Source organism: Herbiconiux sp. J20-20 (assembly GCF_057365085.1).
This window is the reverse complement of record NZ_CP195122.1, coordinates 2,460,410-2,485,192: the sequence shown is the minus strand read 5'-3', so window position 1 is coordinate 2,485,192 and position 24,783 is coordinate 2,460,410. Positions and strand designations below refer to the sequence as shown.

Sequence of the window (24,783 nt, the reverse complement as noted above, 5' to 3'; positions counted from 1 at the left end):
ATGTGGCGAAGCGAGGCAGGAGGGCGCGACCGATTGACGGTGCGACCGGATCGCGTAGGCGATCCGGGGTTTCAACCCGAGGGTCGACGGCACTCCTGCGTTGTTCGTGGATGCTCCGGAGTGGAGCGAGATCAGCGTAGCCACGGCGGGCCGGCCCCCGCCAGCCCCGGATGAGCCGGACTACCCGCGGTTAACGTCGCGGGCGAGCCGGCGGCGCGCCTCGCCGGAGAGCGCGAGGCCGTAGAGCGCGGGGATCGCCAGCAGCAGGCCCACGAGCCCGCCCCACGTCGTGAGGACGAGCGTCGTCACGACGCTGGCGACGAACAGGAGCGACATCGCCACGAGCAGCGCGCGGCGCCCGGTGACGCCGAACCCCCATGCGGCGGCGATGAGCAGGCCCCAGCGCAGCAGCGGCTCCCACGGCGCCCACGGGTGCTCGACCCGGAACACCGACAGGAACGCCGCCACGAGCAGGATGCCGACCCACGCGCCGAGCAGCAGCGGCCCGTGCGGCCTCGGCGCGTTCTCGCGCACCACCACGCGGAGCGGCATCGCGCCGTCCGGCGCGGGCCCGCCTTCCAGCATCCGGTCACGCGCCTCGACCAGCAGGCGGAACGTCTCCGGGTCGCCGCCCTCGACATCCGGATGCGCGGTGCGCGCGCGGCGCGCGAACGCCGCCGTCACCTCGGCGCGGCCCGCATCGACCGAGACACCGAGCAGCGACGCGGCACGCGCGCGATCCATCGTCGGCATGGGCTCAGCGTACGCGCGGGTCTTCGAAACGGGGGCGCCATTGCCGGGACGCGAGCGTAGGCTCGAAACCGGACCCGCACCGTTGCGGGTCGCGCGAGAGGAGTTGGCCATGACCACGCCGAACCCCACCGGAATCATCGCGCCCGGCCATCACGGGCCCGAGCTGAGACTGACCCGGCGCATCCGCCACGACATCGACGAGGTGTGGGCGGCACTCACCGAGTCCGACCGTCTCGAGGCCTGGATCGGGCGTTTCGAGGGCGACCCGCGCCACGGGTCCGTCACCTTCTTCATGACGGCGGAGGGCGCGGAGGCGCCGGGCGAGCGCGCCACGATCACCGAGTGCACGCCGCCCGAGCATTACGCCGTCGAGACGGAGGTGGGCGACGAGATCTGGCATCTCGCCGTCACGCTCGACCACGACGAAGGCGTGACCACGCTGCAGTTCGCGCAGCGCGCCGACGACTCGGACCTGGCGAGCGTGGGCCCGGGCTGGGAGTACTACCTCGACCGGCTCGCCGTGAGCCTCGGCGGCGGCGATGTGGCCAGCGTCGACTGGGAGCACTACTTCCCGGCGATGAGCGCGTACTACGCCGGGCTCGCCGCAAGCTGACCGCAGCTACTTCTTCTCGGCCTGCATTTCGCGCATGTACTCGCGAATCGTCGGCACGGCCTCAAGCTTGTCCCGGAAGAACGTGTTCACCTGATTGACGACGTTCGCCTGGGCTGCCTCCACCTCGACGGTGCGCCGCTCTCCCGCATCCTGATCCTCGAGGGTGCGCCGCAGCTGCAGCAGCGCCTTCACGATCTCGGTCTCCTCGGCGCCCTCCAGCGTGTCGATCACGCTCAGCACCAGCTCGTCGGCCTGCGCTCGCACGGCGTCGATCGGGATCGAGCTGCCGGGCTGGGTGGCGTTGTCGAGCGTCGAGATGAGCGACCACACCTGGTAGAGCAGGGTCGCCGGCTCGTCGAAGAGCTCGCGCACGAACGCGGCATCCAGGTGCCGGCCAGAGAGCCGGAAGATGTTGTACATCCGCTTGGCGGCCTTGCCGTAGTTGAGGCTCTTGGTGAGGTACTTGCGCACCTCCCCCTCCAGCCGGTCCACGTAGTCGTCGAGGGCGTCGTCCGAGACGAAGCGCGCCAGCTTGGCGAAGGTGGGCACCGCGTCGGCGTCGAGATACACCTCCTGGAAGTAGGCATCCAGGTAACCGTCGAGCGACACGATCTCGCCGTCGGGGCCCTCCCACGTGACGTCGATCACGTTGCTGGCGTTCGAGAGCTGCCCGCGATCCGGGTCGGCGACCACCCAGTCGAGCTTCACCCAGCCCGGGTCGAGCGCCGCCTGCTCCCAGAGGATCGTGGTCGAGCCGTGCTCGTCCGACTCGAACTTGAGCGCCCCGGCCTCCACCTCCTCGGCCGTCCACGAGATCGGGCTGCCCTTCGAGACGGGCCTGCCGGCGTGGGTGCCACTCGCCGGATACGAGCCGAGCTTCGCCTCCAGGAACTGATACCCGGCACCGCGCGCGTGGCTCATCGCGTGGTCGTGCAGCAGGCGCGCCATCAGCATGCAGGCGTCCTCGCGGGTGGGGGCCTTGAGGTTCAGCCGCTGGAAGTAGTCGGCGTCGCCCGGGAACGACTGGATCTTCGACTGCGCCGCGCTGCCCGACAGCGCCAGCGCGCTCTCGGCGACCTCCGGCGGCCCCGTCACCTCGACGATCGCGCCGATGCGCCGGAAGCGCTCCAGGTCGCGGGGCGAGAAGTCGAGCATGGTGACGCGATGTCCGAAGGTGCCGCTCTCGGCATCCACCGTGATCTCGTCGGCCTCGGTGTCGGCGAGCGCCTGCAGCCAGCGCTGCGTCTCCGCTTCGTCGAGCTCGATGCCGAGCCGCACCGCGGACTCGACGATCAGCGTGACATCGAACTCGGGTTCCTGGGGCATCGTCACTCCCGTCGTGGGCGAGCCTTCGCGTCCGCACGCAGGGCCCGGAACAGCTCCGCCTGATCTTGGGCGTCATTCAGAGCATTGTGCGCGAGGGGCCGCCCGGTCAAGTACTTCGGTGAAAGCACCCGCATGCTCGTCTCGGCCCAGGTGCCGTCGGCGACCGCCATCGCGTACGACTTGATGTCGAAAGCGGAGTGCCCGAATGGGTTGCGACCGAGATAGCGCTGGAAGTAGTCATCGACGAACATCCAGTCAAAGGGGGCATTGAACGCGGTGAACACCGGCACGTGCCCCTCGGGCACCACATCGGCCACCCAGTCGGCGAAGCGCTGCATCGCGACCGCCGGGTCGACGCCGGTCTCGGCGAGGGATGCGGGGTCGAGTCCGCTGATTGCCAGCGCCTGCTCGTTGACCTCCTCGCGATCGGGCTTCAGCTCGACGTAGAACGTCGTGGTCGGCGTCTCGGCCAGGCAGGCGCCGATCGACAACAGGGCGAACCGGCTCGGCACGCTGCCCGCCGTCTCGACGTCGATGGAGATGAACACTTCGGGTCGGGGCTCGCTCTGGCTCACCCGGCGAGGCTATCGCTCGGGTGCGGGCGAACAACAGTGTGCGCGCGTCAGAGCCCGAGCTGCAGCACCAGCACCGCGGGCGCCAGAGCGAAGGCGATCGTCACCGGGAGGATCAGGAACACGAGCGGCACGAGCATCGCCACCTCCTTGCGCCCGGCGGACTCCATGAGCTGGCGCGTCGCCTCGACCCGCACGTCGGCGGCCTGCGCGCGCAGCACCTCGGCGAGCGGCGTTCCGCGGCCGAGCGCGCCGACCAGCTGATCGGTGGTGCGGGTGAACGCGGGCAGATCGATCGCGTCGGCGCAGCGGGTGAGCGCATCCGGCACCGCCGCGCCCGCGTGGATGTCGGCGACGACCCGGGCGAACTCGCGGGCCAGCTCGCCGTGGCCGGTGCGCGCGACGCGGCGCAGCGCATCCACCACGTTCTCCCCCGCCGACAGGGCGAGGCTGAGGAACTCGAGCACGGTCGGCAGTTCGTCGGCGATGCGCGCCTGGCGGCGGCGCGCCGCCCGCACCAAGAGCTGCTCGGGGGCGAACAGCCCCAGCGTTCCGCACACCAGCACGAGCGCGACCGAGGCGACCCCCGGAACAGAGTTGGTGCGCGACCAGACGGCGACGATCAGCACCCCGACCGCGAGCCCGCCGAGGGCGGCGAGCAGCTGACGCGAGCGGAAGCGCTCCACCGCGATCGGCACACCGGCCTGGCGCGCGCGACGCTCGATCGACTCGTCGCCGCCGAGCAGGCTGGCGAGCGCCCGCCGCAGCCGCGCGAGCCCCGGCTCGATGAGCTCGAGCAGCACGCTCGTCGGCTCGCCCGCCCGCTCGGCGACGAGCTCGCGGGCGTGCGGAGAGACATCCACCAGATACGGGGCGAGCCGCCGGGAGAGCCGCGGCGCCCCGAACTGCGGCACCAGGGCGAGCAGCGTCCAGACGCCCACCCCGAAGGCGATGCCGAGCGGCACCGCCAGCAGCACGGTCGGCGTCACGCGAACCACCGCCGCTCTTCGGGCAGGCGCCCCAGCGCCACCATCAGCCGGTAGGCGACGATCGTCACGACGAACCCGATGAGCAGCAGCGCCGTGCCGCCGGGGCTCGCGTACACGGCGACCGCCTCCGGCCGGCTCGCCAGCACGAACAGCACGATCCACGGGGCCGCGACCCCCAGCCGCGCGGCCGACACGACCCACGACTGGCGCGCCTCCGCCTCGGCGCGGGCGGCCTGCTCGCGGCGCAGCGCCGAGGCGAGACCGCGCAGCAGCCCCGGCAGTTCGGTGCCACCGACTTCACGAGCCAGGCGCAGCGTCTCGACCACCCGGTCGGCGACCGGATCGGCCAGCCGCGCTTTCAGCTCGTCAAGCGCCGGTCCGAGCGTGCCCCGCGCACGCAGTTCGCGGTCGAAGGCGGCGAACGCCTCGCGGAACTCCGGGATGCCCTGGTTCGCCAGCGATCCGACGCTCTCCGCCAGCGACAGGCCCGACCGCATGCCGGCGACCAGGTGGTCGATGAGGTCGGGCCAGGCGGCGCGCGCCAGCCGGCGTCGGTGCCTCGCCCGCGACGCCACGACCAGCCACGGAACACTCGCCACGGCGGCGCCCGCCGCGAGCCCCAGAGCCGGGATGCCCGACAGCCCCGCCGCAATCGCCGCCGCCGCAACGCCGAGCAGCGCGCTCGTCGCCAGGAACAGCTCGGGGCGCACCCGCGCCAGGCCCGCCTGCGCGAGCCGCTGCGCGATCGCGGCGCTCCAGCGTGTGCCCGTAGCGGCGGCGCGCGCCTCGCGCGGCCACAGCCACGGCGAGGCCACCAGCACGACGCCAGCCCCGAACAGCAGTCCCAGAAGCCAGGAGGTCACGCGGCGGCTCCGCGCAGAATCGGGATCGGGTCGGCGCCCGCGCGCTCGAACTTGATCATCCGCGGCGGCACCTCGCCGGTGGCGCGCAGACCGTCACGGCTGCTTTCGAACAACGTCACCGCCTCGATCTCGCCGTCCGCCGTGACGCGTCCCGTCGGGGCGAGGATCTCGGCGACCCGACGGCGGCCTCGGTGCAGTTCGGCGTGCACGATCAGGTCGACGCAGGAGGCGACCGTCGGCACCACGAAGCCCGCGTCGATGTTGCGACCCGCAAGCAGCGGCAGCGTCGACAGCTTCACGAGCGCCTCGCGCGCACCGTTCGCGTGGATCGAGCACATGCCCGGGATGCCCGCGTTCAGCGCCACCAGCAGGTCGAGGCTCTCGGCCTCGCGCACCTCGCCGACCACCAGACGGTCGGGGCGCATCCGCAGCGCCTCCTTCACCAGTCGCCGCAGCGACACCTCGCCGGTGCCCTCGAGGCTCGGCTGGCGGCACTGCAGCGCGACCCAGTCGGCGGCCGACAGCGAGAGCTCGAACGTCTCCTCCGCGGTGACGATTCGCTCCTCCGGCCGTGTCGAGCCCAGCAGCGCGCAGAGCAACGTCGTCTTGCCCGCCTGCGTGCCGCCCGAAACGATCACGTTCAGGCCGCTGCGCACCGCGAGGTGCAGGAATCCCGCCGCCTCGGCGGGCAGCGAGTCGAGCCGCACCAGGTCTTCGAGCCCGCGCATCCCGGCCCGGAATTTGCGGATGTTGACTGCCCAGTGCGACCGCGTGATGTCGGGGATCACGACGTGGAGGCGCGACCCGTCGGGCAGCGAGGCATCGACGAACGGCGAGGAGAGGTCGACACGGCGCCCGGTGGACTGCAGCATCCGCTCGACCAGGTCGCGCACCTCCGACTCGGTGAGCGTCAGGGCGATGCGCTCGCTCACGCCGTCACGGGCGACGAACACGTCGTGCGGCGAGTTGATCCAGATCTCTTCGATCGAGTCGTCGTCGAGCAGCGGCTGCAGCGGACCGAAGCCGACGAGCGAGGCGACCACCTCGCGCACCGCCGCCACCTCGTCGGGCAGCAGCGGCACCGAGCCGCCGAGCGCCCGCTCGCTGTAGCGCTGCACCTCCTCGCGCGCGAGCCGCAGCGCGAGGCCCTGCTCGGCGGTCAGGTCGAGCCCGTCGCCCCGCACCCGCAGACGCACGCGTTCGGTGATCGACGCGATCGCGGATTCCACGCCGCGATTCTGGACGGATGCGCGGACTCGCGCCCGCATCCATCCACACCCGGGTGTCTCGCGGGCGCCCCGCGCACCCCGCGAGCTGCACGCGCACTCGCGCACCCCACTACCCCGCGAGCGGTGCCAAAAGTACGATCCCGGGGCGTAACACCCGCAGTTTCGCACCGCTCGCGAGGGGGCGGGGTGCCGGGCGCACGAGGGAATGCGTGCGTCTGAGCGGGCGACGGCCGAGCGGATGCGCGCACACCCCGCAAGCTGCACGCGCACTCGCACACCCACCACCCCGCGAGCGGTGCCAAAAGCGCGATCCCGGAGCGCAACACCCGCAGTTTCGCACCGCTCGCAGAGGGGTCGGCCGGGCGGGCGCGGGCGCGGATCTAGACTGAACACCGCGCGGGAGTGGCGAAATTGGCAGACGCGCAGGATTTAGGTTCCTGTGCCGCAAGGCGTGTGGGTTCAAGTCCCACCTTCCGCACCACCCGCATCAGATGCAGCACCCGAAACCCCCGGGCGGGCCCCGACATGGACGTCGGAATTCGCTCACGTTTCACTCGGCCACGGCCACTACGCTACGTACAACACGACCGCCGACCGGCCACGACGGCCCGCCGACGACAGGAGCCTCTCCGCAATGACCGCCAGTTCGCTCGCCGCTCTCGCCTCGGTTGCCGTGCCCACGGCGCTGATTCCGTGGCTTGATCCGGTGGCGATCATCCAGACCGCAGGCCCGTGGGCGCTGCTGGTGGTGTGCCTGATCGTGTTCAGCGAGACGGGGCTGCTGGTCGGCTTCATCCTGCCGGGCGACACCCTGCTGGTCATCACCGGCCTGCTCACCTTCACCGGCACGATGACCGCCTCAGAGGCCGGGATCCTCATCCCGATCTGGCTGGTGTGCCTCAGTATCGCGGTGGCGGCGTTTCTGGGCGGCGAGGTCGGCTATCTGATCGGACACAAGGCCGGCCCGCGCATCTTCGAGCGCAAGGAGTCGGGGCTGTTCAGCCGGGAGAACGTGGTGCGCACCAACCACTTCTTCGAGCGCTTCGGGGCGCTGGCGATCGTGCTCGCCCGCTTCGTGCCGATCGTGCGCACCTTCGCGCCGGTCGCCGCCGGCGTCGGTCACATGAACTACCGCAAGTACTCGCTCTACAACGCCGTCGGCGCGCTCATCTGGGGTGCGGGGCTGACGTTCTTCGGCTTCCTGCTCGGCTTCATCCCGCCGATCGCCGACTTCGTCACGCACTACATCGACCTGATCCTGCTCGGCGCGATCTCGCTCGCGGTCATCCCGACCGTGTACCACTACATCCGCGGTGCGCTGAAGGCGCGCAAGGCGCGGCGTCTCGGCATCGCCCCGCTCACCGATGACGAGGCCGTGGTTCCCGAGACGGTGCTCGAGCACGACCCGTGGGACGAGGGCGAGCCACGCTAGTCGGCCGCGGCGCAACGCTGGTCGGTCTTCGCCGCGCGATCGCGTGCATCCCCTAGAGTCCCGGCATGCGCATCGTGATCTCGGGCACCCACGCGAGCGGCAAGAGCACCCTGGTCGCGGATTTCGCGAGCCGCCACCCCGAGTTCGAGGTGTTCCCGGACCCGTACGAGTTGCTCGACGACGCCCCCGCCGATGCGGATGCGGGCCTCATGTTGGCGCAGCTGCAGCTGGCGGCCGCCCGGCTGGCCGATGTGCCGCCGGGGGCGCACGTGATCGCGGAGCGCGGACCGCTCGACTTCCTCGCCTACCTCGAGGCCCTGGATGCGCTGGGGCGCCCCACCCGCTCGGGTGAGCTGTTCCGCCGCGGCGTTGCCCCCACCGTCGAGGCGATGCAGCATGTCGACCTGTTCGTGCTGCTGCCGTTGACCGCGAGCGACCGGATCGAGGCACCCGAGGAGGAGGACGTCGAACTGCGCACCGCCATGAACGACGCACTGCTCGAGCTCGCCGACGACCCCGATCTGACGGGGGCCGCCCGGGTGGTGGAGGTCACCGGGAGTCCCGCGGCGCGGCTCGCGCAGCTCGAAGCGGCGGCAGGGATCGAGACCTCGTCTACTCCGTGATCTCGGGGCGGCATCGGCTCTGAAGCTGGCCGAGGCAGCTGGTCGCGCACGAGCTCAGCGCCGCGCACCCGTCGAGCCCCCACCCGCCCCCGTCAGCTCGCGCATCCGCAGCACCGCGGCGGCGCGACTGGTGATCTGCAGCACGCGGAAGACCGCTTCGAGGTGCTTCTTCACGGTCGACTCCGACATGCCGAGCTCCACCGCGAGCTCGCCGTTCGAGCCTCCCGTGCGCGCGAGGGCGAGCACGACGTCGGCTTGCCTGGGTGTGAGGCCCGCGGCTCTCAGGGCGTCGGCGTCCGCGGCGACGTCGTTCTGCCGGCGCAGCAGCAGTACCGTCGGCCCGAGCGGCACCGGATGCACGATGCAGTGCCAGAGCTGCCCGCTGATCATCACCTCGTGTCGGGTTTCGTCTCCCGGCGCCGCGGTGACGGCGATGACCGACGCAAGGCTGTCGGGAACTCGCCCGCCCGCCTCCAGCACGGTCGACGATGACGCCTCCACCACCCCGTCGGATCGCACCGACACGACCGCCCACGCGGAACGATCCAGCTCCGCGTTCACCACCCGGGTGCGCTCGCCGTCGAGCGCCGAGCGGTGGTGCATGGCCAGATGCCCGCTCAGCGCGTTCATCACGGCGACGTCGCGATCGCTGAACTCCCCCGCCGCTTCGCTGCGGTTGAGGGCGTAGCCGACCACCACATCCGGCGGCGACGGAAGCTCCAGCACCAGCTGAAAGCGCACGTTGAACGGGTGGTAGAAGTGGCGATAGAGCTCGGTGGCGGTGATGTGGGCGCCGCCCGCCACATCGCAGAACCGGAGCGCACCCAGCCCAGGCGTCGAGGTCGCCGCCGCGATCAGCGGATGCTGGTGGAAGTACTTGTCGTACTGCGGCTTGAGCCGAGTCGCGCGAGCGATCTCGCCCTCGGGCGCCATCACGTAGCGGAAGTCACGTGTGGCCAGCACCATGTCGTTGAAGGACGCGCTGTCGCAGTCGATGACCTCGCGCACGGCGTCGAGAACTGCCGGAAATCCGAGAGGCGGATGCGCCGTGAGCCGCCCGGCGACGCGCAGGACCGCCTGTGCATCCGCATCGCTCAGCCCCATGGCGAGCAACCCTACCGGCGCGCCTACGTCGAAAGGCCCATTGCCCCCGCTGGCTACCACCGGGCACCCTCGATCTCATGACTTCGCTGCGCCCGTTTGCCGCATCCGCACTGCGCCCTTGTGCGCGCACGGCCTGGGTCGCCGCAGGTGCTCTCGCCGTCACGGCCACGCTCGCGGCGTGCGCGCCGTCGAGCGACGAGGCGCCGACGAGCGCCGTGTCGGAGGCCTCCGAGACGACGGACGAGACCACGACCGACGACGGCACGAGCGAGTCGGATGCGGGCGGCTTCACCTCCGACGATGTCGGCAACGCGACCCTCCGTGTCGACGGCGTCGAGTTCCCGGACTTCACCGGCGACTGCGAGATCAGCCGCGAGAACGGCAAGTTCGACGTGGGCGACCTGAACGACGGCGACATCGTCACCATCATCGGCATCGACAACGTCAAGGCTCACGAAGACGAAGCCATGAACTACGTGGCGCTCAACGAGGAGAGCTTCACGTTCCGCGACGTCACCGGAGCCGCAGGCGTGGGCGGCCCCTCCGCGAAGGGCGTCATCACGTCGCTGACCGAGCTCGGACCGAGGACGCCGGACGGCAGCCGCGACATCGTCGAGGTGCGGTTCGCCGGTGTGCTCGACGACGGCACGACGCTGGACGCCGACGTGGTGTGCGAGCTGCAGAACGCGTTCTAGCTGAGAGCACGACCCAGCGGCCGGGATGACAGGATTTGTCCCCTACTGGCGCCCCCGAACGCGCTCCGCGCGCCCGGGGCCCCTCACCAGCGCGGGCCCACCTGCTCGCAGGTGCGAACCACCACGCCAGCACAAACGAGAAGAGCCGCCCCGAAGGACGGCTCTTCTCATTTGGTGGGTCGTCCAGATAACCCCGAACCACCGTGCAGTGCGCGCCCTCGGCCGCTCGTTTTTCCCAGACCCGATCACGCCTTTTCCCAGTTGGCGGAGCGCTTTCAGACCCAGCTGCCGAATGGTGATGCGCGCCGCTCCGGAGCATGGGGCTGCCCTAGTCTCTGGGAGCCGTGTCGCCGTGGACAAACGCGGCATCCGACGACACGGTCGGCTTTGCGGATCAGCGCCTGCCTGGGTCCGTGGTCAGTCGTCCCGTCGGCGGGGTTCGAACGAGTCGAGGCGCGCTGTCATGGCTCGATCGTCGTGTTGAAAGCTGACGGAGCACGCCCAGTCGTATGTCACGTCCTCGCCTGTGTCGTCGGCGGTCGTCCAACCGGTCACGTCGTACTCGTCGATAGTGCTCCCATGCTCCACCCAGTCGACGACGATCGACACATGGCTCGGGATCGCGTCGCCGTCCCGCAACGTCGCGTCGCCGGCCAAGCCCACACACGCCATCGCAACGCCGGGATTCGAGCTTCGGATGTCCACGTCGGCACTCGAACTCATCGCGCAGCCAGCAAGGGACGGTGCGCTCGCTGCGAGAACTCCAACCGCCACAAGTGCTCGAGCGTTCAAAACTCCCCCAACTGGTGCGCCGATGAACGTGACCGCAAGTCAACATTAGATCGACCGCGCGCGCACTCGATTCACGCCCGTCGATGCCCGTCCCCTGGAGCTCAGAGCCGAAGGGAAGACCCCAGGAGCTCCTGAGCTGCCGAGCACGAGACCCGGCAGGGCCAATCGTCAGCTCCGCTCCGCACCCTGAGCACTCACGATTGGCTCGCCACAAGACGAATTCTGACCCTGCGGGTTGCGTGCCCGAGCACCGAGACCGCGTAGCGCACGCTGCCGACGGCGGCGAAGACCAGCGTCGACCAGTTCAGCTCCGTCACTTCGGCCACGGCCGGGTCGAGGCCGAGCACCCGCCACGTCTCCGCAGCCGCGAGCGCCACGAGCACAAGGGCCAGGATCACGCTGGACATCATGCGGTTCGTCGCCTTCCACCACGCACGCGGCGGCTCAACAGCCTCACCTCGCCCGCGAAAGCAGACTGTCGCCACAATCAGGAAGACCAACGTTGACGCGGGCCCGTGGATATATGCGGCTGCGTCGCCGACAATCGCCGAAAGGACGGCATTCCCAACGAGCCCCTCAACGAGCCAGACGCCGACGAAGCCCGCCTTCGAAAGCGGCGAGACGAAGCGCAACGGCCGGAGACTGAACGTCGGCCGCGACGCGGACACACCTGCTGCGCGGCGATCCGACATGTTGCGCATTGGCCCTCCGCCCCTTCCTGAATTGCCACACATCCCGCGAGTCCGCATTCGGAGCAATACTTGCTTAACACCATCGGGGAGAACGTCTCACATGCGCGGCCACGAGGATCGCGGCGCACGAAGCCGAACTCAGACGTCAGACTCGCTCGAGCGACGAGGCGCCGCGTCAAGTCGCGTCGACAGCTCTTCGAGCGCTGATTCGGTGGTTCGGGCGCCGAACGTGGTTGCGAGCAGCTCGCGCAGACGAACTCGGCGGCCTTCCGCAACGGCAGAGATGACGTCGTCGATGAACCAGTTGAGATCGTGCGGCGACAGAGTTGCGGCCTGCGGGTGTACGGTCAACCACGTCTCAAGCTGTGCGTGCGCTCGCCGCCATTCGGCCGCGTTGCGAGTGGTTCTCGGCGCTCGATCTCGCTCAGTCTCGCCGATTCGAGCCTGGATCCTTGCGATCGTTTGCGCGGAGATCGGCACGACGCCAGTGCCAGCAGTCACGAGACCGAACGGGATTCGGACAGTTTCGCCATCGTGCACGACGGCGAGAGCGATCGCCGGCCGTTGACGAGCCCCGACGGGCACCGTGCCATCGATGGTCACATCCGCGAGTCGCACCCACGGCACGTCGAGATACAGCCTGGGGGCGGATGCCGACCCGCCGAACACCCTCGCACCGCTCTCGTCGATACACAACGACAAGCTCACCGGCAGGCTTCTCGCGGGTGTCGCCCCGGTTTCGTCAGTGAAACCGATTCGCAGCAACGCCGCGACGGTCTGGTCGCCCTTCTCGACATCGAGCGCGACTCCGGCAGTCTGAGCCGCCAACGCTTCCGTGCGGCGACGGTTCCTCTGCCCGAACGCCCAGGCGAGGACGGCGGCGATCCCCACAGGCAGCAACCCCAACAGGACGATGCTCGACACCTCCGCGACGCCATTGCGCACCACGAACGCGACGACGGCCACAATGCCGAAGGCCGCGGCTATGGCCACGGCAGCGAGGGCGAGCCGCGATTGTGCGAACTTCATCCGGCACGGCTCCAGACTCCCGAGAGGATTGCTCGTCGTTCTGCACAGCTTCCCACAGGAGCCCCACCACGAAGGCACCGCGTGCCGCATCAACGGTGAAGTTCCACGCCGCTCAGACCCGCCCGCGGAACGACCCGGCGCGTCACCAGTCCGCGCGAGCCTTTCGGGTCCGCTCGCGATACTCATCCCGGGTCAGGCCCTCGAGCGCAGGAAATGCAGATCCGACGGCATCGCCGGAGCATCCTAAGCACGGGATGTCGCAGCTGCGTCACGGATCGCCGACATCAACGCGGGGGTGAGCGGCGCAACGTACCTGGTCACCTCGGCGGTGCCGAGGGTGTCGGTCCCCGGCCACGCCGCCGTGCGTGAGACGGCTGCTCCCGCAGCCTCGAAAAGGCCGCGTCGGCAAGAGTGATCGCGTGATCGAGCGGTCGGCAACGCGAAGCTACGAAAGAGCCTGAGCGGAGGGACAAGCTTGCGCGGCCACGTCGCCGCCGGGCTGAAGCCACCCGTCGCCCCGCAAACCCGATGCAGGTATCTCGAACTGCGCGACTTCCCCGTCAATGACCTCACCGTCCTTTGGCACGCGCGAGAACCCCACCCGCACGACATCCCCCGGGCCTAGGCGCGGCATCCGGCTCCCGACACTCGGCAGCGAAGACGGCGCCGGGCCAATCACGATCGCGTCACCCACGACGAGAACAAGTCCCATATCGCGAGCGTCGATCACCGAACACCAGTGCCGGTCGTCTTCATGCAACTTGTGTTCGATGAACACCTCGTCGAGGACGAGATCCCGGCACACCGCAACCTCCATCGAGCTTTCACACGCGCGAATCGCGAGAAGCCCACCAGGGTCGCCCGCAATGGCCGTAGCCGGCGACCGCGCCCGCGTGCTGTTCGGTCGAACTCAAACAGCCGCGCCCCCACTTATCGGACTCCAGCCACCCGGGTGTACGCCGTTGGACACGAGAGACGTCGCGAACCCGAGGAACCGCCGCGACGCAGATTCCCCTGCGCCAAGCTTGGCCCGCATCGAGGCATGGTCGTGGCGCGGACGTGCTCACCGACGGTCGATGTGCGCCTCCGGCCACACCCGCTGCGTGCGGCGCTGCCGAGCGCGCAGGCCCGAGATGACCGCCATCACGAGCAAGGCGATTCCGACGAAACACAGCGCGTAGGCGACGTAGTCAACCCAAAGTCCGCGCCCAGGGGCGACGTCGGTCGTCCACCACGCGATCGCACGATGCAGCGGCCAACTCATTACCAGGGTTGTGCCCGCGGTCGCCAACACCACAACTCGCGAAGATGACGAAAGGACCGAGGTCACGACGAACACGATGAGCAAAGGAAACAGCCAGAGCCCCGAGAACTTCAGAGTTGAGTAGATCGTGGTGCCGGGGGCCACCTCGACGACTTCGGAGAAACTCGTGTCGGCAGACGCGGGGAGCACCAAGAAGTACAACGCCGCAGGAACGGCGATGCTGAGTACAAGAGACGACAGCGTCACTGGAGAACTAGTTTTCACCAATTGCATGCTCGATTCTGACCCGGCATCAGCACTTCAGCGAGCGCATGCGACGGCCACAGCTACTTCGGCAGTCGGCTCAATTCGAGATCGTACGCACCCCGCTCCAACAGACCGCCAACGATGTGGCAACGATACTGCCGCATCATCGACACCATGGTGATCTCCGAGCCCACTCGGCCGGACAACGACATCCAATCGGCCAACAGCGCGAAGTCTTCGGGACAACCATCTGGACGGCTCTTGCGTGAGCTATCCCGGATATACCGCAGGCGGCTCAAGCCGGCTCGCGTCGCGCGCGCTCGATGAGCGAACGCGCTCTAGCCGTACGCGCGCACGACCGACAGGAGTGCTCCCACAAGCACCAGGCACCCCGCCAAGATCGCAAACCCCAACGCCGCCATACGGGAGAAACGCTCTGCGCGTGCGCGAGACCACTTCTCGGCCTCGCGTCGAAGTCCCATCATTCGCAGGTTGTGGCTCCATCGATCTCCGACCTGTCCGGTCAGCGCCCACTGCGCCATCGCACCCATCGCGAAGATCGCGCCCAGCCCCAACAGGACGTCGGGCAAGCCTTCAGGCATCAGAGATCTCCCAGTCCAGCTATCGTCAACGACCACGCGACGGTCACAGTACACCCGGTGTGGCTGCCCGGCGCCCACGAGAAAGCACCACCAGCACCACCGCGCCCGCGAGCAGAACGACTCCGAAGAACATCAGGTCGTGCGCGAGGCAATCAACCCACAGGTCACGGCACGGATTGGCGTCGGCAGCGCGAACAGCAATCGGTCCGTCGAAGAAACCCGATTCGCACCCGATATGAGCCAGCGCTATGGGAAAGCCCCGAACCCGTGTTCAACTCACCAAGCCGAATGAGCTGTCCTTGGATCGCCAAGCTCGACGTCAGCGAGCGCAGTAGTGGCGTTTCAACCACTTGAGTGCGTGCTGTCCCCAGACACAAACACACTTCTTTCCAAACAGCCCAAAACTGCCGAAAGCACTCGCTGGACGCTGATGCGCGTTGGAGCCCAACCGACCGCGCCGACGCGTGCGAGCGCACCCGCGCCGGTTGCTCATCAGACCAGGTAAACAACCGCCCCGGTGATCAACAGGCAGACCCCCAGCAAGGCGAAAACGAAGGCGCCAACCTTGGACAGCAGTTCCGCCCGCTCCGTCGTCCACGTTTTAGCCCAGCGACGAAAGCCCAACGCGCGCAAGTTGTCCGCGGTGCGCTTGCCCATCTGATCCGTCATCGCATATTGGATCGCCGACACAACCAGGAGAACGGCGCCCAAGTAGAGAAGAGCTCCCGACCAGTCCTGCGGCATCACAGCGCCTCCACCCTACGATCGTCCAACTCCACGCGGCAGTCGCACCATAGCCGAGCTGCGCACTGGGCGCGTAGCCTGCCGCACCGCATTGGCTTGGGCGCGCACACAAGGCGATGCGCGTGCCGTCGGCTGCTCGAGTGACGTGATTGCCGGTCATCCCACTGCTAGCCGTCAACAAGCAACAACCCCGCGAAAGCAAAGAACGCACCAAGGAGGGTCGCGAACACTCCGAGCACGACGAGATACGACGAGGTCGCGCCACCGGCAGTGATGAACTCACCGACAGCCCGGCCGAACATTGCGCGCATGCCTGCGGCGATGCCGCGCGCAACGGGACGCCTGAACACCGCTGCAAGCACTCCGGCTGCCATCAACGCAAACCCTAGAACGGCGAACAACGTGCCCGTCTCCACGGATCCTCGATTCTGGGTGAGTTGAGGTTCAGGCTACTCCCAAGACGGAAACTGCTTCATCGCAACGCCCGGCCACCGAAACACGGCGCTTGAGTCGCTTCACACGCTTTCGGCCCTCAATCGACTGATCGCTGATCCGATTGCAGCATCACTAGCGGTCCCGGGAAATGGGAAAGTCTGAGCGAATGTCGAACGGCACACCGACTGGCGGAGTGTCCATGAGGTCGATCCGCACGCGGTACTCCTGCGAACCGTCCGTCGTGCTGATCACTGCCGACCGGCCTTCCCAGACGAGGTGCGAGAACGCGAGCTCGAACTCCTGGAGGCTCGCGCCGTGCGTTCCCAAGTCATAGTGCAGTTCGATCCAGTTATTGGCGGCTTGAGGCGAAGGCAAACCTCGAGTACCGAGCCAGTCACGCGAATGATTGGCCAGTTCCGCGATCTGCGTCTTCAGATCTCGGGTGAGTTCAACTTCGAACTCGTTCGTGCCAGCACGGAGGTGAGCAGAGTTCCCAACAAAAGAAACCTCCTCCACAAGCGGGCACTCATCGGCGGCTTCCGCTTCATGAAGCGCCCAGATCAAGTCTGTCCTCAAGGCCTGCAGTCGAAGCATGTCCATCACAGCGAAGGTGCCATGTTGACCCACTCGGGGCAGGGCCCTTGGTCGCCCAGACAATAGGAAGTGACACCGCCGTACATCGGGCCATCAACCGAAAGCCTGGTGTCAACGACTGTCTTGATATCCACTTCGTCGAAAATGCGCAGCGTTTCCTTCTCCGCGAGAACAAAACGAGAACTCATGATGTAAGTACTCGCTCCCTGCCGTTCGACGGTCGGTGGGTCCGCATGCAGCACCAACGCGCGTAGCGTATATGACGTCGCCCCGCACTTGAGGACGACTTTGGCGAGGACTCCTGCACGCACCGGAACCTTACCCAAACATGGGCCGGCGACGTACGTACCAATGACAGACCGATTCCTTCCGTCAACGCCCCGTTCGCCTTGAGGAACTGCCGCACGTTTGGCCGACACGGTGTAGCCACGCGGAAGGCTCGAGAAGATCGAGCGAGTGGGCCAGCGAGTGACCACATCCAGAAACGACGAAGCCCTGTCGGCATGATCAGCGCTCTGCCAGCGGTGCACTCACCGCACATCAGGATGCGCCAGAGCCGACAGCAGCCCGAAGCTCGTCAACCAGCGCGGCCATCGAACGTCTCGTGACCGGCCGGCCGAACGGGAAACGACACGGTGCGAAGGAAACCACGCCACGAGTGCCCGGCAGCGTGAGTCGGATGAGCCCATGGCCGACGAGCTCCTGGTGCGCAATGTGCGCGTGCGAGACATCGACCGAGACCTTCGGGCCCCAGCCGCGTCGCTGCAGCCGGAGTCCTTCCGCCGTAACCGCATACGTCCACGTCGACTGGTCGGACTCTGTCGCCCACCGCTCGAAGGGCACCCACAGCGATCGCGGCAGACCGATCTCGGTTGCCAGCCCGTACGTCGAGGCGCCGAGTGCCTTCGCGCTCTTTCGGGCAGCGATCCGGTTCGAGATCGCGGGCAGGGCCACCAGCGCAATGATTGCGACAACCCCGATGACCGCCAGCCCGGTCGCGAATGGTTGCACCTCCAAGAACTGGGACCGCGCTTCCGAAAAGTCGCGACGAAGCAACGATCCGAAGGTGCCCTCCCTCGCCACGATCAGGAGCGCGCCAAAGGGTGGGAACAAGAGCGCTCCGAGGAACAACCGCAGTCGCATTGTCCAGTTCAATTGACCAAGCCTTTTAGTCATCGCGGTATCGCACTTGAGGCGACACCGATTGCGGCCCACCCGACTGCGCTTAAGCTGCCTTGAGGTGAGATGTACCCCACGATTGATGTCGCACCCCATATGGTCGTGTTCGCGATACAACGAGTGTCCATCATGTACGCGATACAGTCCAAGCCAACGCTCACAAAACCTAAGCCGATGGCCATGCTCTCGGCCAGCTGCCCACCCGCTTCGATCAAGGCAATATTGATTGGATTGCCCCCCCAAGAATGACAGGTTGTCAGCAGCCAGAGAAATCACGGTCAGGCCGATCGATGCGTACGCAAAACCGGCGCTTGCGTCTTTGAGAACATCAACCACGTCGTCCGGAAGAAACGGGTGCGGAGAGTTGCCCCGCTCGACGGTGCCGCGCGCTCGCGGAACTTGCGGCGCAGCCACCGGGCGGTTCGCCGTCCACTCAGTCCTCACCGACTTGCCTGTGCTCTTCGCCCACCGTTCCGCTGCATCGATGCTCAGCATGCCGCTCAAGTCGAGTTTGTTGACCGGGTCCGCTGGGTAGTCGTACGCGTTCGTCACCCCGCCCTCGATCGGGTCAACCTCCAAGAACCTGCCCAGCCCGGGAACATACAACCGTGCCCCCATCTGGATCGTCGCAATCGACCCGTGGTGCTCATACAACTTTTGGTGCTGGCCGACGAACGCGTAGTCGACGTCTTCGCCCTCGATCGTGTCGACCACCGCATCATCGGCCGGGGCCGTCCCGATCGCACCGGTCACCGGATCAACCGGCTGCCCGAACGGATCAAACCGTGCCCGCACGCCCTCACGCACACCATCCGCACCGGCCGTGATGATCACATCACCATGCAGATTCGGATACGACCACGACGCCTCCGACAACCCGCCACCGTCGATGACGATCGCCACCCCGCCCGGCAAACCGATCGTCCGCTGCACGACCGCGTTGGAGTCGTCGAGTGTTGCCCACGCCGCGTCACCGCCACCCGTGAACGTGAACCTCAGCGTGCTGTCACCCGCCGTGCCGGCCGCATCGACCGTGCGCTGAACGATCCGACCCGACGCATCCCGCAAATAGGTGATCGACACCGACTCATCCACCCCGACCGTGGCCGGGTCATCATCGATCACGATCTGCACATGACGATCCGCCACGTCATAAGCGAGCTGCTGATCGGCGAACCGCGTCGTGTTGCCTCGGGCGTCATACTGCAGGCTCGAACCCAACACCAGATCCGCGGCGAACAGCGGCGGCGCATCCACACTGTCATGCGCATCAACAATGTCGGTACCGGTCAACCGGTCAGCGGTGTCGTAACAGTAGTCGACCTCGAGCGTGCCGACACCGTGATGGGTATCGGTGTAGGAGGTGCGGTTGCCCTGCGCATTTGTCGGGCTGACAGGATTTGTCCCCTACTGGCTCCCCCGAACGCGCTCCGCGCGTCCGGGGCCCTCGCCAGCGGGGGCCCACCTGCTCGCAGGTGCGAACCACCACGCCAGCACAAACGAGAAGAGCCGCCCCGAAGGACGGCTCTTCTCATTTGGTCGGGCTGACAGGATTTGAACCTGCGACCCCTTGACCCCCAGTCAAGTGCGCTACCAAGCTGCGCCACAGCCCGTGGCTTGTGCGCCCGCCAAGCGGAACAGCACGATGGACAACTCTACCGTGTCTCGCCGTCCAGGTACGACCATCGGCCGGCACTGTCGCGCACGAAACGGCTGCGCTCGTGCAGCAGGCCCGCGGCGCCGTCCGGGTCGCGGTACGAGGCACGGAACTCGACCACACCCTCGGCGTCACCGGCCGCCCCGGCCACCGCATCCACGATCTGCAGGCGGCGCCACAGCACCCCCTCCTCCAGCTCGAGCGTCGCCGGCCTGGTCGACGGATGCCAGCTCGCCAGCAGGTAGGCATCCAGCCCCCGAGCGAACGCGCTGAACCGCGAGCGCATCAGCTGCTCCGCCGTCTCGGCCGCGCCGCCCGCATGCAGCGGGCCGCAGCACCGCTCATACGCGCGCCCCGAACCGCAGGGGCACGCCTCCGGCTCGGGTGCGGTCACGACACCGCCGCGAGACGCTCCGGCACGCGCGGGTCGTGGGCCGCCACCACGGCGAGTCCCGGCAGCGCCTCGGTGAGCGCCACGATCTTGCGAGCCGTCTGCAGCTGCACCTCGCGCGCCCCCGTGTCGGGCACGACACCCTTCGCGAGCAGGTCCGGGTTGTAGGTGACATCGCCCACGAGCAGCACCGGCGCCGCGCCCTCGCGGCGCACCAGCAGGCTCATCGAGCCCGCCGAATGCCCGGGGGTCGGCAGCAGCAGCAGGGTTCCGTCGCCGAAGATGTCGAAGCTCGCGCCGAAGGCGGCGAGCGCCGGGTCATCGTTCGGCTCGAACACGACCGGGGAGAACTCGACCCCGTCGACCTTCACGTGCTCGGCCAGCACGCCGTGCATCTCGGGCGCCTTCTCATCCAGAAGCGCCAGCTCGTCGGCGCTCACCAGGAATTTCTTGCCGGTGAGCTCGGCGACGTTGCCCGCGTGATCCTGGTGCAGGTGCGAGATCGCCACCACATCGATGTCGTCGACCGAGGCACCCGCGGCGGTCAGCTGCGCCGACAGGCTCTGCTCGACGCTCACCCGGAACTCCGCCTGACGCCGGAACACGAGCCCCACCAGGCCGCCCGGGTAGTAGTCGGGGTCGTCGATCGACGCCGCCGACTGGCCGGTATCGAACAGCACGGTGCCGCGCTCGTGCTCCACCAGGAACCCGAACACCGGCAGCCACGGCGACCAGGTGCGCGAGGTGAACGTCCACCACAGCATCGGCGTGCCGGTGCCGGCGATGTTGTTCGGACGGATGCGGACCTCGCCGAGAGTCAGCGGGCGGATCGTGAGGGGTGGGGTCATGAAGGACAGTTTGGACTGTGTTCGTTTCGATGGGGTTTCGATACGCCGCTGACGCGGCTACTCAACCCGCTGCAGCGCGGTTTCGATACGCCGCTTCGCGGCTACTCAACCCGCAGAGCCTTGCGGTTTCGATACGCCGCTTTGCGGCTACTCAACCCGCTGACGGGTTACGGGCCGCGGTAGAGGTCGAGGATGGTGGGCGCGTTGTCGGGGATGTGCACGACGGCGATCTCGTCGCCGGAGTGGATGCGGCCGGAGCGGGTGACCTTGAGGTAGGCGCCGAGGCGGCGGGCATCCGAGAAGCGCTTCACCCAGCCGCGGCTCTCCTCGCCCATCCAGCGGGCGAAGGTCATGCACGGCGTGCGCGGGCCGGTCACCTCCAGCTCGACGGCGTCCTCCCCCGTGCCGATGCGCCAGCGGGTTCCGACGACGGCGTTCGAGACCTCGAGCCCCTCGACGCGGATGTTCTCGCCGAACAGGCCCGGCGTGATCTCGCGGCCGAGCTGCTCCTCCCACCACTCGGCGTCCTCGACGGCGTAGGCGTAGACCGCCTTCTCGTCGCCGCCGTGGTGCTTGCGGTCGGCCTGCAGGTCGGCGTAGAGGCCGCGCGGCCCCACCTTCACCGGCCCGTCGACGGCGCGCTTGTCGATCGCGGTCGTGCCAACCGAGCCCGAATCCGGGTGCAGCGAGGCGACAACGCAGGCGGCGAGGAGGCGTCCCATGCCACGAGGGTAGCGGGAGTCGGGGAGCCGGCGGCGAGCGCTACTCGGTGACGATCGGGATGCCGGTCGCGTCGGATGCCTCCTGCACCGAACCGGCGTTGACCGCATCCGTGATGCCGAGCGCCGCCAGACGCTCGATCGCCGTGCCCGCACGGTTGCCCGAGCGGCAGTAGACGATGTACGAGGCATCCGGGTCGAGCTCCGCGGCGAGCGCGTCGAACTCGGCCGACTGCACGTCGAGCAGCAGGGCGCCCTCCAGGTGGCCGGTCGCGAACTCGTCGGGGGTGCGCACGTCGATGATGATCGTGTCGGCGGTGACCTCGATCGGCTCGGCGGGCGTGCAGCCGGTGAGGGTCAGGGCGAGTCCGAGCGTGAGCAGGGCGAGGAGCTTCTTCATGGGGTCGCTTTCGGGGTCGATCGGAAGGGGGTGAACAACGGACGGCAGTCGAGACACACCTCGCCCGGCTCTGCCGCATCGACGAGCCCGGCGAGCACGGCGGCCTGCCGACGTTCGGCGTGACGCACGGCGGCGCGTTCGCGCCGCAGCCGGTCGACAAGGCCTACCGCGAGCACGATCAGCCCCGCAGCGGCGAGCACCGGCTGGGCGACGCCGCTGACGAGGCTCGCCTCGCCGGCGTCGGTTCCGAGCCCCAGCAGCAGGCCGCCGATGAGCGGGCCGCGCAGGTCGCAGACGGTCGCCTCGGCGCCGAGCGGCGGGCGGCGGAAGGTCGCGAAGGTGGCACCGGCCAGCAGGCTGCCCGAGACGAGCGCAATCGCCGCGGGTGCTGTGACTCCGAGCGCCGACGCGTCACCGGCGAACACGACCTCCCCGGTCGAACTCACGAGCACGCCGAGGGTGACGATCGAAGCGACCGCAGCGACGGCCGCGCGGTCGGCGCGCGCGAGCGGCGCGAAGAGTCGACGCAGCTCGGCGGCACGAGCGGTCGCGCGAGTCGTCCCAGTCACCGGCATGACACCCACTATACCCCAGGGGGTATGACTGCCCGACGTGTGAGTCTCTCCATACGAATTCAGTGTCGAGCCGGTCAGCCGCTCGTTAGGCTGACCGCGTGGCCAGTGCTGATCCTCACGACGCGATCCGCGTGCGCGGTGCTCGCGAAAACAACCTCAAGAACATCGACGTCGACATCCCCAAACGCGCCCTCACGGTCTTCACCGGCGTCTCAGGCTCGGGCAAGTCCAGTCTCGTCTTCGACACGATCGCCGCCGAATCCCAGCGGTTGATCAACGAGACGTACAGCGCATTCGTTCAAGGGTTCATGCCGAGCCTGGCGCGCCCCGACGTCGACCTCCTCGAAGGGCTCACGACCGCGATCATCGTCGACCAAGAGCGGATGGGCGCCAACTCGCGCTCGACCGTCGGCACCGCGACCGACGCGAACGCGATGCTGCGCGTGATCTTCAGCCGCCTGGGTAAACCGAGCGCGGGCCCCGCATTCCACTACGGCTTCAACGACCCCGCGGGGGCCTGCCCCACCTGCGAAGGCATGGGCACCACCACCGAGATCGACCTCACCCAGCTCTTCGACGCCGAGAAGTCCCTCGCCGATGGTGCATTGACGATTCCGGGCTACAACGCGACCGGGTGGCAGGTGCGCATCTTCACCGAATCAGGCCTCCTCGATCCGACGAAGCCGATCCGTGACTACAGCGCGGCCGAACGCGAGGTCTTTCTGTACAAAGACGCGACCAAAGTCAAGATCGCGGGCATCAACATGACGTACGAAGGCCTCGTGCCTCGCGTGCAGAAGTCGTTCCTGTCCAAAGACAAGGAGGCGCTGCAACCGCACATCCGCGCGTTCGTCGAACGGGCCGTCACCTTCACCGCCTGCCCCGAGTGCAACGGCACTCGCCTGAACGAAGCCGCACGCTCCTCCCGCATCCTGAACATCAACATCGCCGACGCCTGCAGCATGCAGATCTCCGACCTCGCCACCTGGGTGAGCCAGCTCGACGACCCGCAGGTTGCCCCCCTGCTCGCGACACTGCAGCAGACCCTCGACTCATTCGTCGAGATCGGTCTCGGGTACCTGACGCTGGACCGCCCCACCGGAACATTGTCGGGCGGTGAAGCGCAGCGCACCAAGATGATCCGACACCTCGGATCGGCCCTCACCGACGTCACGTACGTGTTCGACGAACCGACCGTCGGGCTTCATCCGCACGACATCGCGCGCATGAACACCCTCCTCGAGAGGCTTCGCGACAAGGGCAACACCGTCCTCGTCGTCGAGCACAAGCCGGAGACGATTCAGATCGCCGACTTCGTCGTCGACCTCGGCCCGGGCGCCGGAACGCACGGCGGAGAGCTGCAGTTCGCGGGCGACGTCGCCGGGCTCCGCGCGAGCGCCACCCTGACCGGTCGCCATCTGGAAGACCGGGTACGAGTCAAGGATCAGGTGCGCGCGCGGACGGGTGTGCTCGAGATTCGCGGCGCGCGCCGACACAATCTGAAGAACGTCGATGTCGACGTGCCGCTCGGCATCCTGACGGTCGTCACCGGGGTGGCTGGCTCGGGCAAGAGCTCGCTTATTCAGGACTCCATTCCGGCAAGCGCCGACGTCGTGGTCGTCGATCAGTCCGCGATCCGGGGGTCGCGGCGCAGCAATCCGGCAACGTACACGGGTCTGCTCGACCCGGTGCGGACGGCGTTCGCGAAAGCGAATGGCGTCAAGCCCGCGCTCTTCAGCGCGAACTCGGAGGGCGCCTGCCCCAACTGCAAGGGCGCGGGCGTGATCTACACCGACCTCGCCATGATGGCCGGCGTCGCCAGCGTCTGCGAGGAGTGTGCCGGGCGCCGATTCCAGGCGTCGGTGCTGGAGTACCGCCTCGGCCGCGCCAACATCGCCGAGGTGCTTGAGATGCCGGTCGATCAAGCGCGCGAGTACTTCGCCGAACCCGAGTCGAAGGTGCCCGCGGCGGCCGCGATTCTGACCCGGATGTCCGACGTCGGCCTGGGGTATGTGGCTCTCGGCCAGCCGCTTACGACGCTCTCGGGCGGCGAACGCCAGCGCCTGAAGCTCGCCATCCACATGGCCGAGAAGGGCGGCACGTACGTTCTCGACGAGCCGACGACGGGTCTGCACCTCGCGGATGTCGACAATCTGCTGGCACTGCTCGACCGGCTTGTCGACTCCGGCAAGTCCGTCATCGTCATCGAACACCATCAGGCCGTCATGGCGCACGCCGACTGGATCATCGATCTTGGGCCCGGGGCGGGAAACGACGGCGGGCAGATCGTGTTCGAGGGAACGCCCGCCGAGCTCGTTGCCGACGCGTCGACGCTCACCGGGCGACACTTGAAGGAGTATGTCGGGGGTTAGGTCCGGGGTTTCGATACGCCGCTTCGCGGCTACTCAACCCGCAGG

At 68.0% G+C, this 24,783-nt stretch carries 28 protein-coding genes and 2 tRNA genes; 6 read left to right on the top strand and 24 right to left on the bottom strand.

The features are described from left to right. Positions 1-180: 180 nt before the first annotated feature. Positions 181-753, bottom strand: coding sequence for a hypothetical protein (locus ACR3ZA_RS12055; RefSeq protein WP_473662184.1), 573 nt, complete (start codon positions 751-753; stop codon positions 181-183). A gap of 109 nt (positions 754-862) precedes the next feature. Between ACR3ZA_RS12055 and ACR3ZA_RS12050 the strand changes: the two genes are divergently transcribed. Beyond that, on the top strand, positions 863-1,366 hold the full coding sequence (locus ACR3ZA_RS12050) for an SRPBCC domain-containing protein (protein ID WP_473662183.1): 504 nt from the start codon (positions 863-865) through the stop codon (positions 1,364-1,366). 6 nt (positions 1,367-1,372) lie between these two features. On the opposite strand, the gene ACR3ZA_RS12045 is transcribed toward ACR3ZA_RS12050, so the two are convergent. From ACR3ZA_RS12045 to ACR3ZA_RS12025, 5 genes are read right to left on the bottom strand one after another with little or no spacing between them, the layout of a single operon-like run. Further along, positions 1,373-2,692: a hypothetical protein gene (locus ACR3ZA_RS12045; protein WP_473662182.1), complete on the bottom strand. Its 1,320-nt coding sequence runs from the start codon at positions 2,690-2,692 to the stop codon at positions 1,373-1,375. A gap of 2 nt (positions 2,693-2,694) precedes the next feature. Then, the gene (locus ACR3ZA_RS12040) at positions 2,695-3,267 is read right to left on the bottom strand and encodes a 3'-5' exoribonuclease domain-containing protein (RefSeq protein ID WP_473662181.1); all 573 of its coding nucleotides are present in this window, start codon (positions 3,265-3,267) and stop codon (positions 2,695-2,697) included. Between the two features lie 47 nt (positions 3,268-3,314). Further along, positions 3,315-4,253: a type II secretion system F family protein gene (locus ACR3ZA_RS12035; RefSeq protein ID WP_473662180.1), complete on the bottom strand. Its 939-nt coding sequence runs from the start codon at positions 4,251-4,253 to the stop codon at positions 3,315-3,317. Then, positions 4,250-5,116, bottom strand: coding sequence for a type II secretion system F family protein (locus ACR3ZA_RS12030; protein ID WP_473662179.1), 867 nt, complete (start codon positions 5,114-5,116; stop codon positions 4,250-4,252). Before ACR3ZA_RS12030 ends, ACR3ZA_RS12035 begins: the two co-directional genes overlap by 4 nt. Continuing rightward, the gene (locus tag ACR3ZA_RS12025; protein ID WP_473662178.1) at positions 5,113-6,384 is read right to left on the bottom strand and encodes an ATPase, T2SS/T4P/T4SS family; all 1,272 of its coding nucleotides are present in this window, start codon (positions 6,382-6,384) and stop codon (positions 5,113-5,115) included. Before ACR3ZA_RS12025 ends, ACR3ZA_RS12030 begins: the two co-directional genes overlap by 4 nt. Positions 6,385-6,741: 357 nt before the next feature. On the opposite strand from ACR3ZA_RS12025, the gene ACR3ZA_RS12020 reads away from it, so the two are divergent. The 3 genes from ACR3ZA_RS12020 (at position 6,742) to ACR3ZA_RS12010 (ending at position 8,400) form a co-directional block, all read left to right on the top strand. Next, positions 6,742-6,826: transfer RNA gene (locus ACR3ZA_RS12020), tRNA-Leu, on the top strand. A 153-nt stretch (positions 6,827-6,979) separates the two neighbouring features. Further along, the gene (locus ACR3ZA_RS12015; protein ID WP_473662177.1) at positions 6,980-7,777 is read left to right on the top strand and encodes a VTT domain-containing protein; all 798 of its coding nucleotides are present in this window, start codon (positions 6,980-6,982) and stop codon (positions 7,775-7,777) included. Positions 7,778-7,842: 65 nt separating this feature from the next. Beyond that, positions 7,843-8,400: an AAA family ATPase gene (locus ACR3ZA_RS12010; RefSeq protein ID WP_473662176.1), complete on the top strand. Its 558-nt coding sequence runs from the start codon at positions 7,843-7,845 to the stop codon at positions 8,398-8,400. A gap of 54 nt (positions 8,401-8,454) precedes the next feature. Here the strand turns inward: ACR3ZA_RS12010 and ACR3ZA_RS12005 are convergent, their stop codons facing one another. Continuing rightward, positions 8,455-9,504, bottom strand: coding sequence for a LuxR C-terminal-related transcriptional regulator (locus ACR3ZA_RS12005; RefSeq protein ID WP_473662175.1), 1,050 nt, complete (start codon positions 9,502-9,504; stop codon positions 8,455-8,457). 77 nt (positions 9,505-9,581) lie between these two features. Between ACR3ZA_RS12005 and ACR3ZA_RS12000 the strand changes: the two genes are divergently transcribed. Continuing rightward, positions 9,582-10,199, top strand: coding sequence for a hypothetical protein (locus ACR3ZA_RS12000; protein WP_473662174.1), 618 nt, complete (start codon positions 9,582-9,584; stop codon positions 10,197-10,199). Between the two features lie 417 nt (positions 10,200-10,616). On the opposite strand, the gene ACR3ZA_RS11995 is transcribed toward ACR3ZA_RS12000, so the two are convergent. From ACR3ZA_RS11995 to ACR3ZA_RS11915, 17 genes are all read right to left on the bottom strand, one after another. Beyond that, on the bottom strand, positions 10,617-10,904 hold the full coding sequence (locus ACR3ZA_RS11995; protein WP_473662173.1) for a hypothetical protein: 288 nt from the start codon (positions 10,902-10,904) through the stop codon (positions 10,617-10,619). Between the two features lie 281 nt (positions 10,905-11,185). Then, positions 11,186-11,692: a hypothetical protein gene (locus ACR3ZA_RS11990; protein WP_473662172.1), complete on the bottom strand. Its 507-nt coding sequence runs from the start codon at positions 11,690-11,692 to the stop codon at positions 11,186-11,188. Positions 11,693-11,821: 129 nt separating this feature from the next. Continuing rightward, positions 11,822-12,712: a hypothetical protein gene (locus tag ACR3ZA_RS11985; protein WP_473662171.1), complete on the bottom strand. Its 891-nt coding sequence runs from the start codon at positions 12,710-12,712 to the stop codon at positions 11,822-11,824. A 445-nt stretch (positions 12,713-13,157) separates the two neighbouring features. Further along, positions 13,158-13,529 carry a hypothetical protein gene (locus ACR3ZA_RS11980; protein ID WP_473662170.1) on the bottom strand — a complete coding sequence of 124 codons (372 nt, stop codon included), beginning with the start codon at positions 13,527-13,529 and terminating at the stop codon, positions 13,158-13,160. Positions 13,530-13,775: 246 nt separating this feature from the next. Then, positions 13,776-14,249, bottom strand: coding sequence for a hypothetical protein (locus ACR3ZA_RS11975; protein WP_473662169.1), 474 nt, complete (start codon positions 14,247-14,249; stop codon positions 13,776-13,778). 311 nt (positions 14,250-14,560) lie between these two features. Further along, positions 14,561-14,824 carry a hypothetical protein gene (locus ACR3ZA_RS11970; RefSeq protein ID WP_473662168.1) on the bottom strand — a complete coding sequence of 88 codons (264 nt, stop codon included), beginning with the start codon at positions 14,822-14,824 and terminating at the stop codon, positions 14,561-14,563. A gap of 492 nt (positions 14,825-15,316) precedes the next feature. Next, positions 15,317-15,568 carry a hypothetical protein gene (locus ACR3ZA_RS11965; protein ID WP_473662167.1) on the bottom strand — a complete coding sequence of 84 codons (252 nt, stop codon included), beginning with the start codon at positions 15,566-15,568 and terminating at the stop codon, positions 15,317-15,319. A 167-nt stretch (positions 15,569-15,735) separates the two neighbouring features. Then, positions 15,736-15,984: a hypothetical protein gene (locus tag ACR3ZA_RS11960; RefSeq protein ID WP_473662166.1), complete on the bottom strand. Its 249-nt coding sequence runs from the start codon at positions 15,982-15,984 to the stop codon at positions 15,736-15,738. Positions 15,985-16,135: 151 nt separating this feature from the next. After that, positions 16,136-16,606, bottom strand: a complete 471-nt coding sequence (locus ACR3ZA_RS11955; protein ID WP_473662165.1) for a hypothetical protein — start codon at positions 16,604-16,606, stop codon at positions 16,136-16,138. After that, positions 16,603-16,908 (bottom strand): hypothetical protein, encoded by a 306-nt coding sequence (locus ACR3ZA_RS11950; protein WP_473662164.1) that lies wholly within the window; start codon positions 16,906-16,908, stop codon positions 16,603-16,605. Before ACR3ZA_RS11950 ends, ACR3ZA_RS11955 begins: the two co-directional genes overlap by 4 nt. Before the next feature lie 229 nt (positions 16,909-17,137). After that, positions 17,138-19,069 carry an RHS repeat-associated core domain-containing protein gene (locus tag ACR3ZA_RS11945; RefSeq protein WP_473662163.1) on the bottom strand — a complete coding sequence of 644 codons (1,932 nt, stop codon included), beginning with the start codon at positions 19,067-19,069 and terminating at the stop codon, positions 17,138-17,140. 243 nt (positions 19,070-19,312) lie between these two features. Then, positions 19,313-19,389: transfer RNA gene (locus tag ACR3ZA_RS11940), tRNA-Pro, on the bottom strand. A gap of 42 nt (positions 19,390-19,431) precedes the next feature. Then, positions 19,432-19,827 carry a YchJ family metal-binding protein gene (locus ACR3ZA_RS11935; protein WP_473662162.1) on the bottom strand — a complete coding sequence of 132 codons (396 nt, stop codon included), beginning with the start codon at positions 19,825-19,827 and terminating at the stop codon, positions 19,432-19,434. Then, positions 19,824-20,672 carry an MBL fold metallo-hydrolase gene (locus ACR3ZA_RS11930; protein ID WP_473662161.1) on the bottom strand — a complete coding sequence of 283 codons (849 nt, stop codon included), beginning with the start codon at positions 20,670-20,672 and terminating at the stop codon, positions 19,824-19,826. The genes ACR3ZA_RS11935 and ACR3ZA_RS11930 overlap by 4 nt, the downstream gene beginning before the upstream one ends. A 167-nt stretch (positions 20,673-20,839) precedes the next feature. Next, the gene (locus tag ACR3ZA_RS11925; RefSeq protein WP_473662160.1) at positions 20,840-21,394 is read right to left on the bottom strand and encodes an MOSC domain-containing protein; all 555 of its coding nucleotides are present in this window, start codon (positions 21,392-21,394) and stop codon (positions 20,840-20,842) included. 40 nt (positions 21,395-21,434) lie between these two features. Next, the gene (locus tag ACR3ZA_RS11920) at positions 21,435-21,791 is read right to left on the bottom strand and encodes a rhodanese-like domain-containing protein (RefSeq protein WP_473662159.1); all 357 of its coding nucleotides are present in this window, start codon (positions 21,789-21,791) and stop codon (positions 21,435-21,437) included. Continuing rightward, complete coding sequence (locus tag ACR3ZA_RS11915) at positions 21,788-22,366, bottom strand: hypothetical protein (RefSeq protein ID WP_473662158.1); 579 nt, start codon at positions 22,364-22,366, stop codon at positions 21,788-21,790. The genes ACR3ZA_RS11920 and ACR3ZA_RS11915 overlap by 4 nt, the downstream gene beginning before the upstream one ends. Positions 22,367-22,464: 98 nt before the next feature. Here ACR3ZA_RS11915 and ACR3ZA_RS11910 point away from each other — a divergent pair, with 98 nt between their 5' ends. Next, entirely contained in the window at positions 22,465-24,738 is a 2,274-nt protein-coding gene (locus ACR3ZA_RS11910; RefSeq protein ID WP_473662157.1) for an ATP-binding cassette domain-containing protein, read from the top strand. Positions 24,739-24,783: the final 45 nt, after the last annotated feature.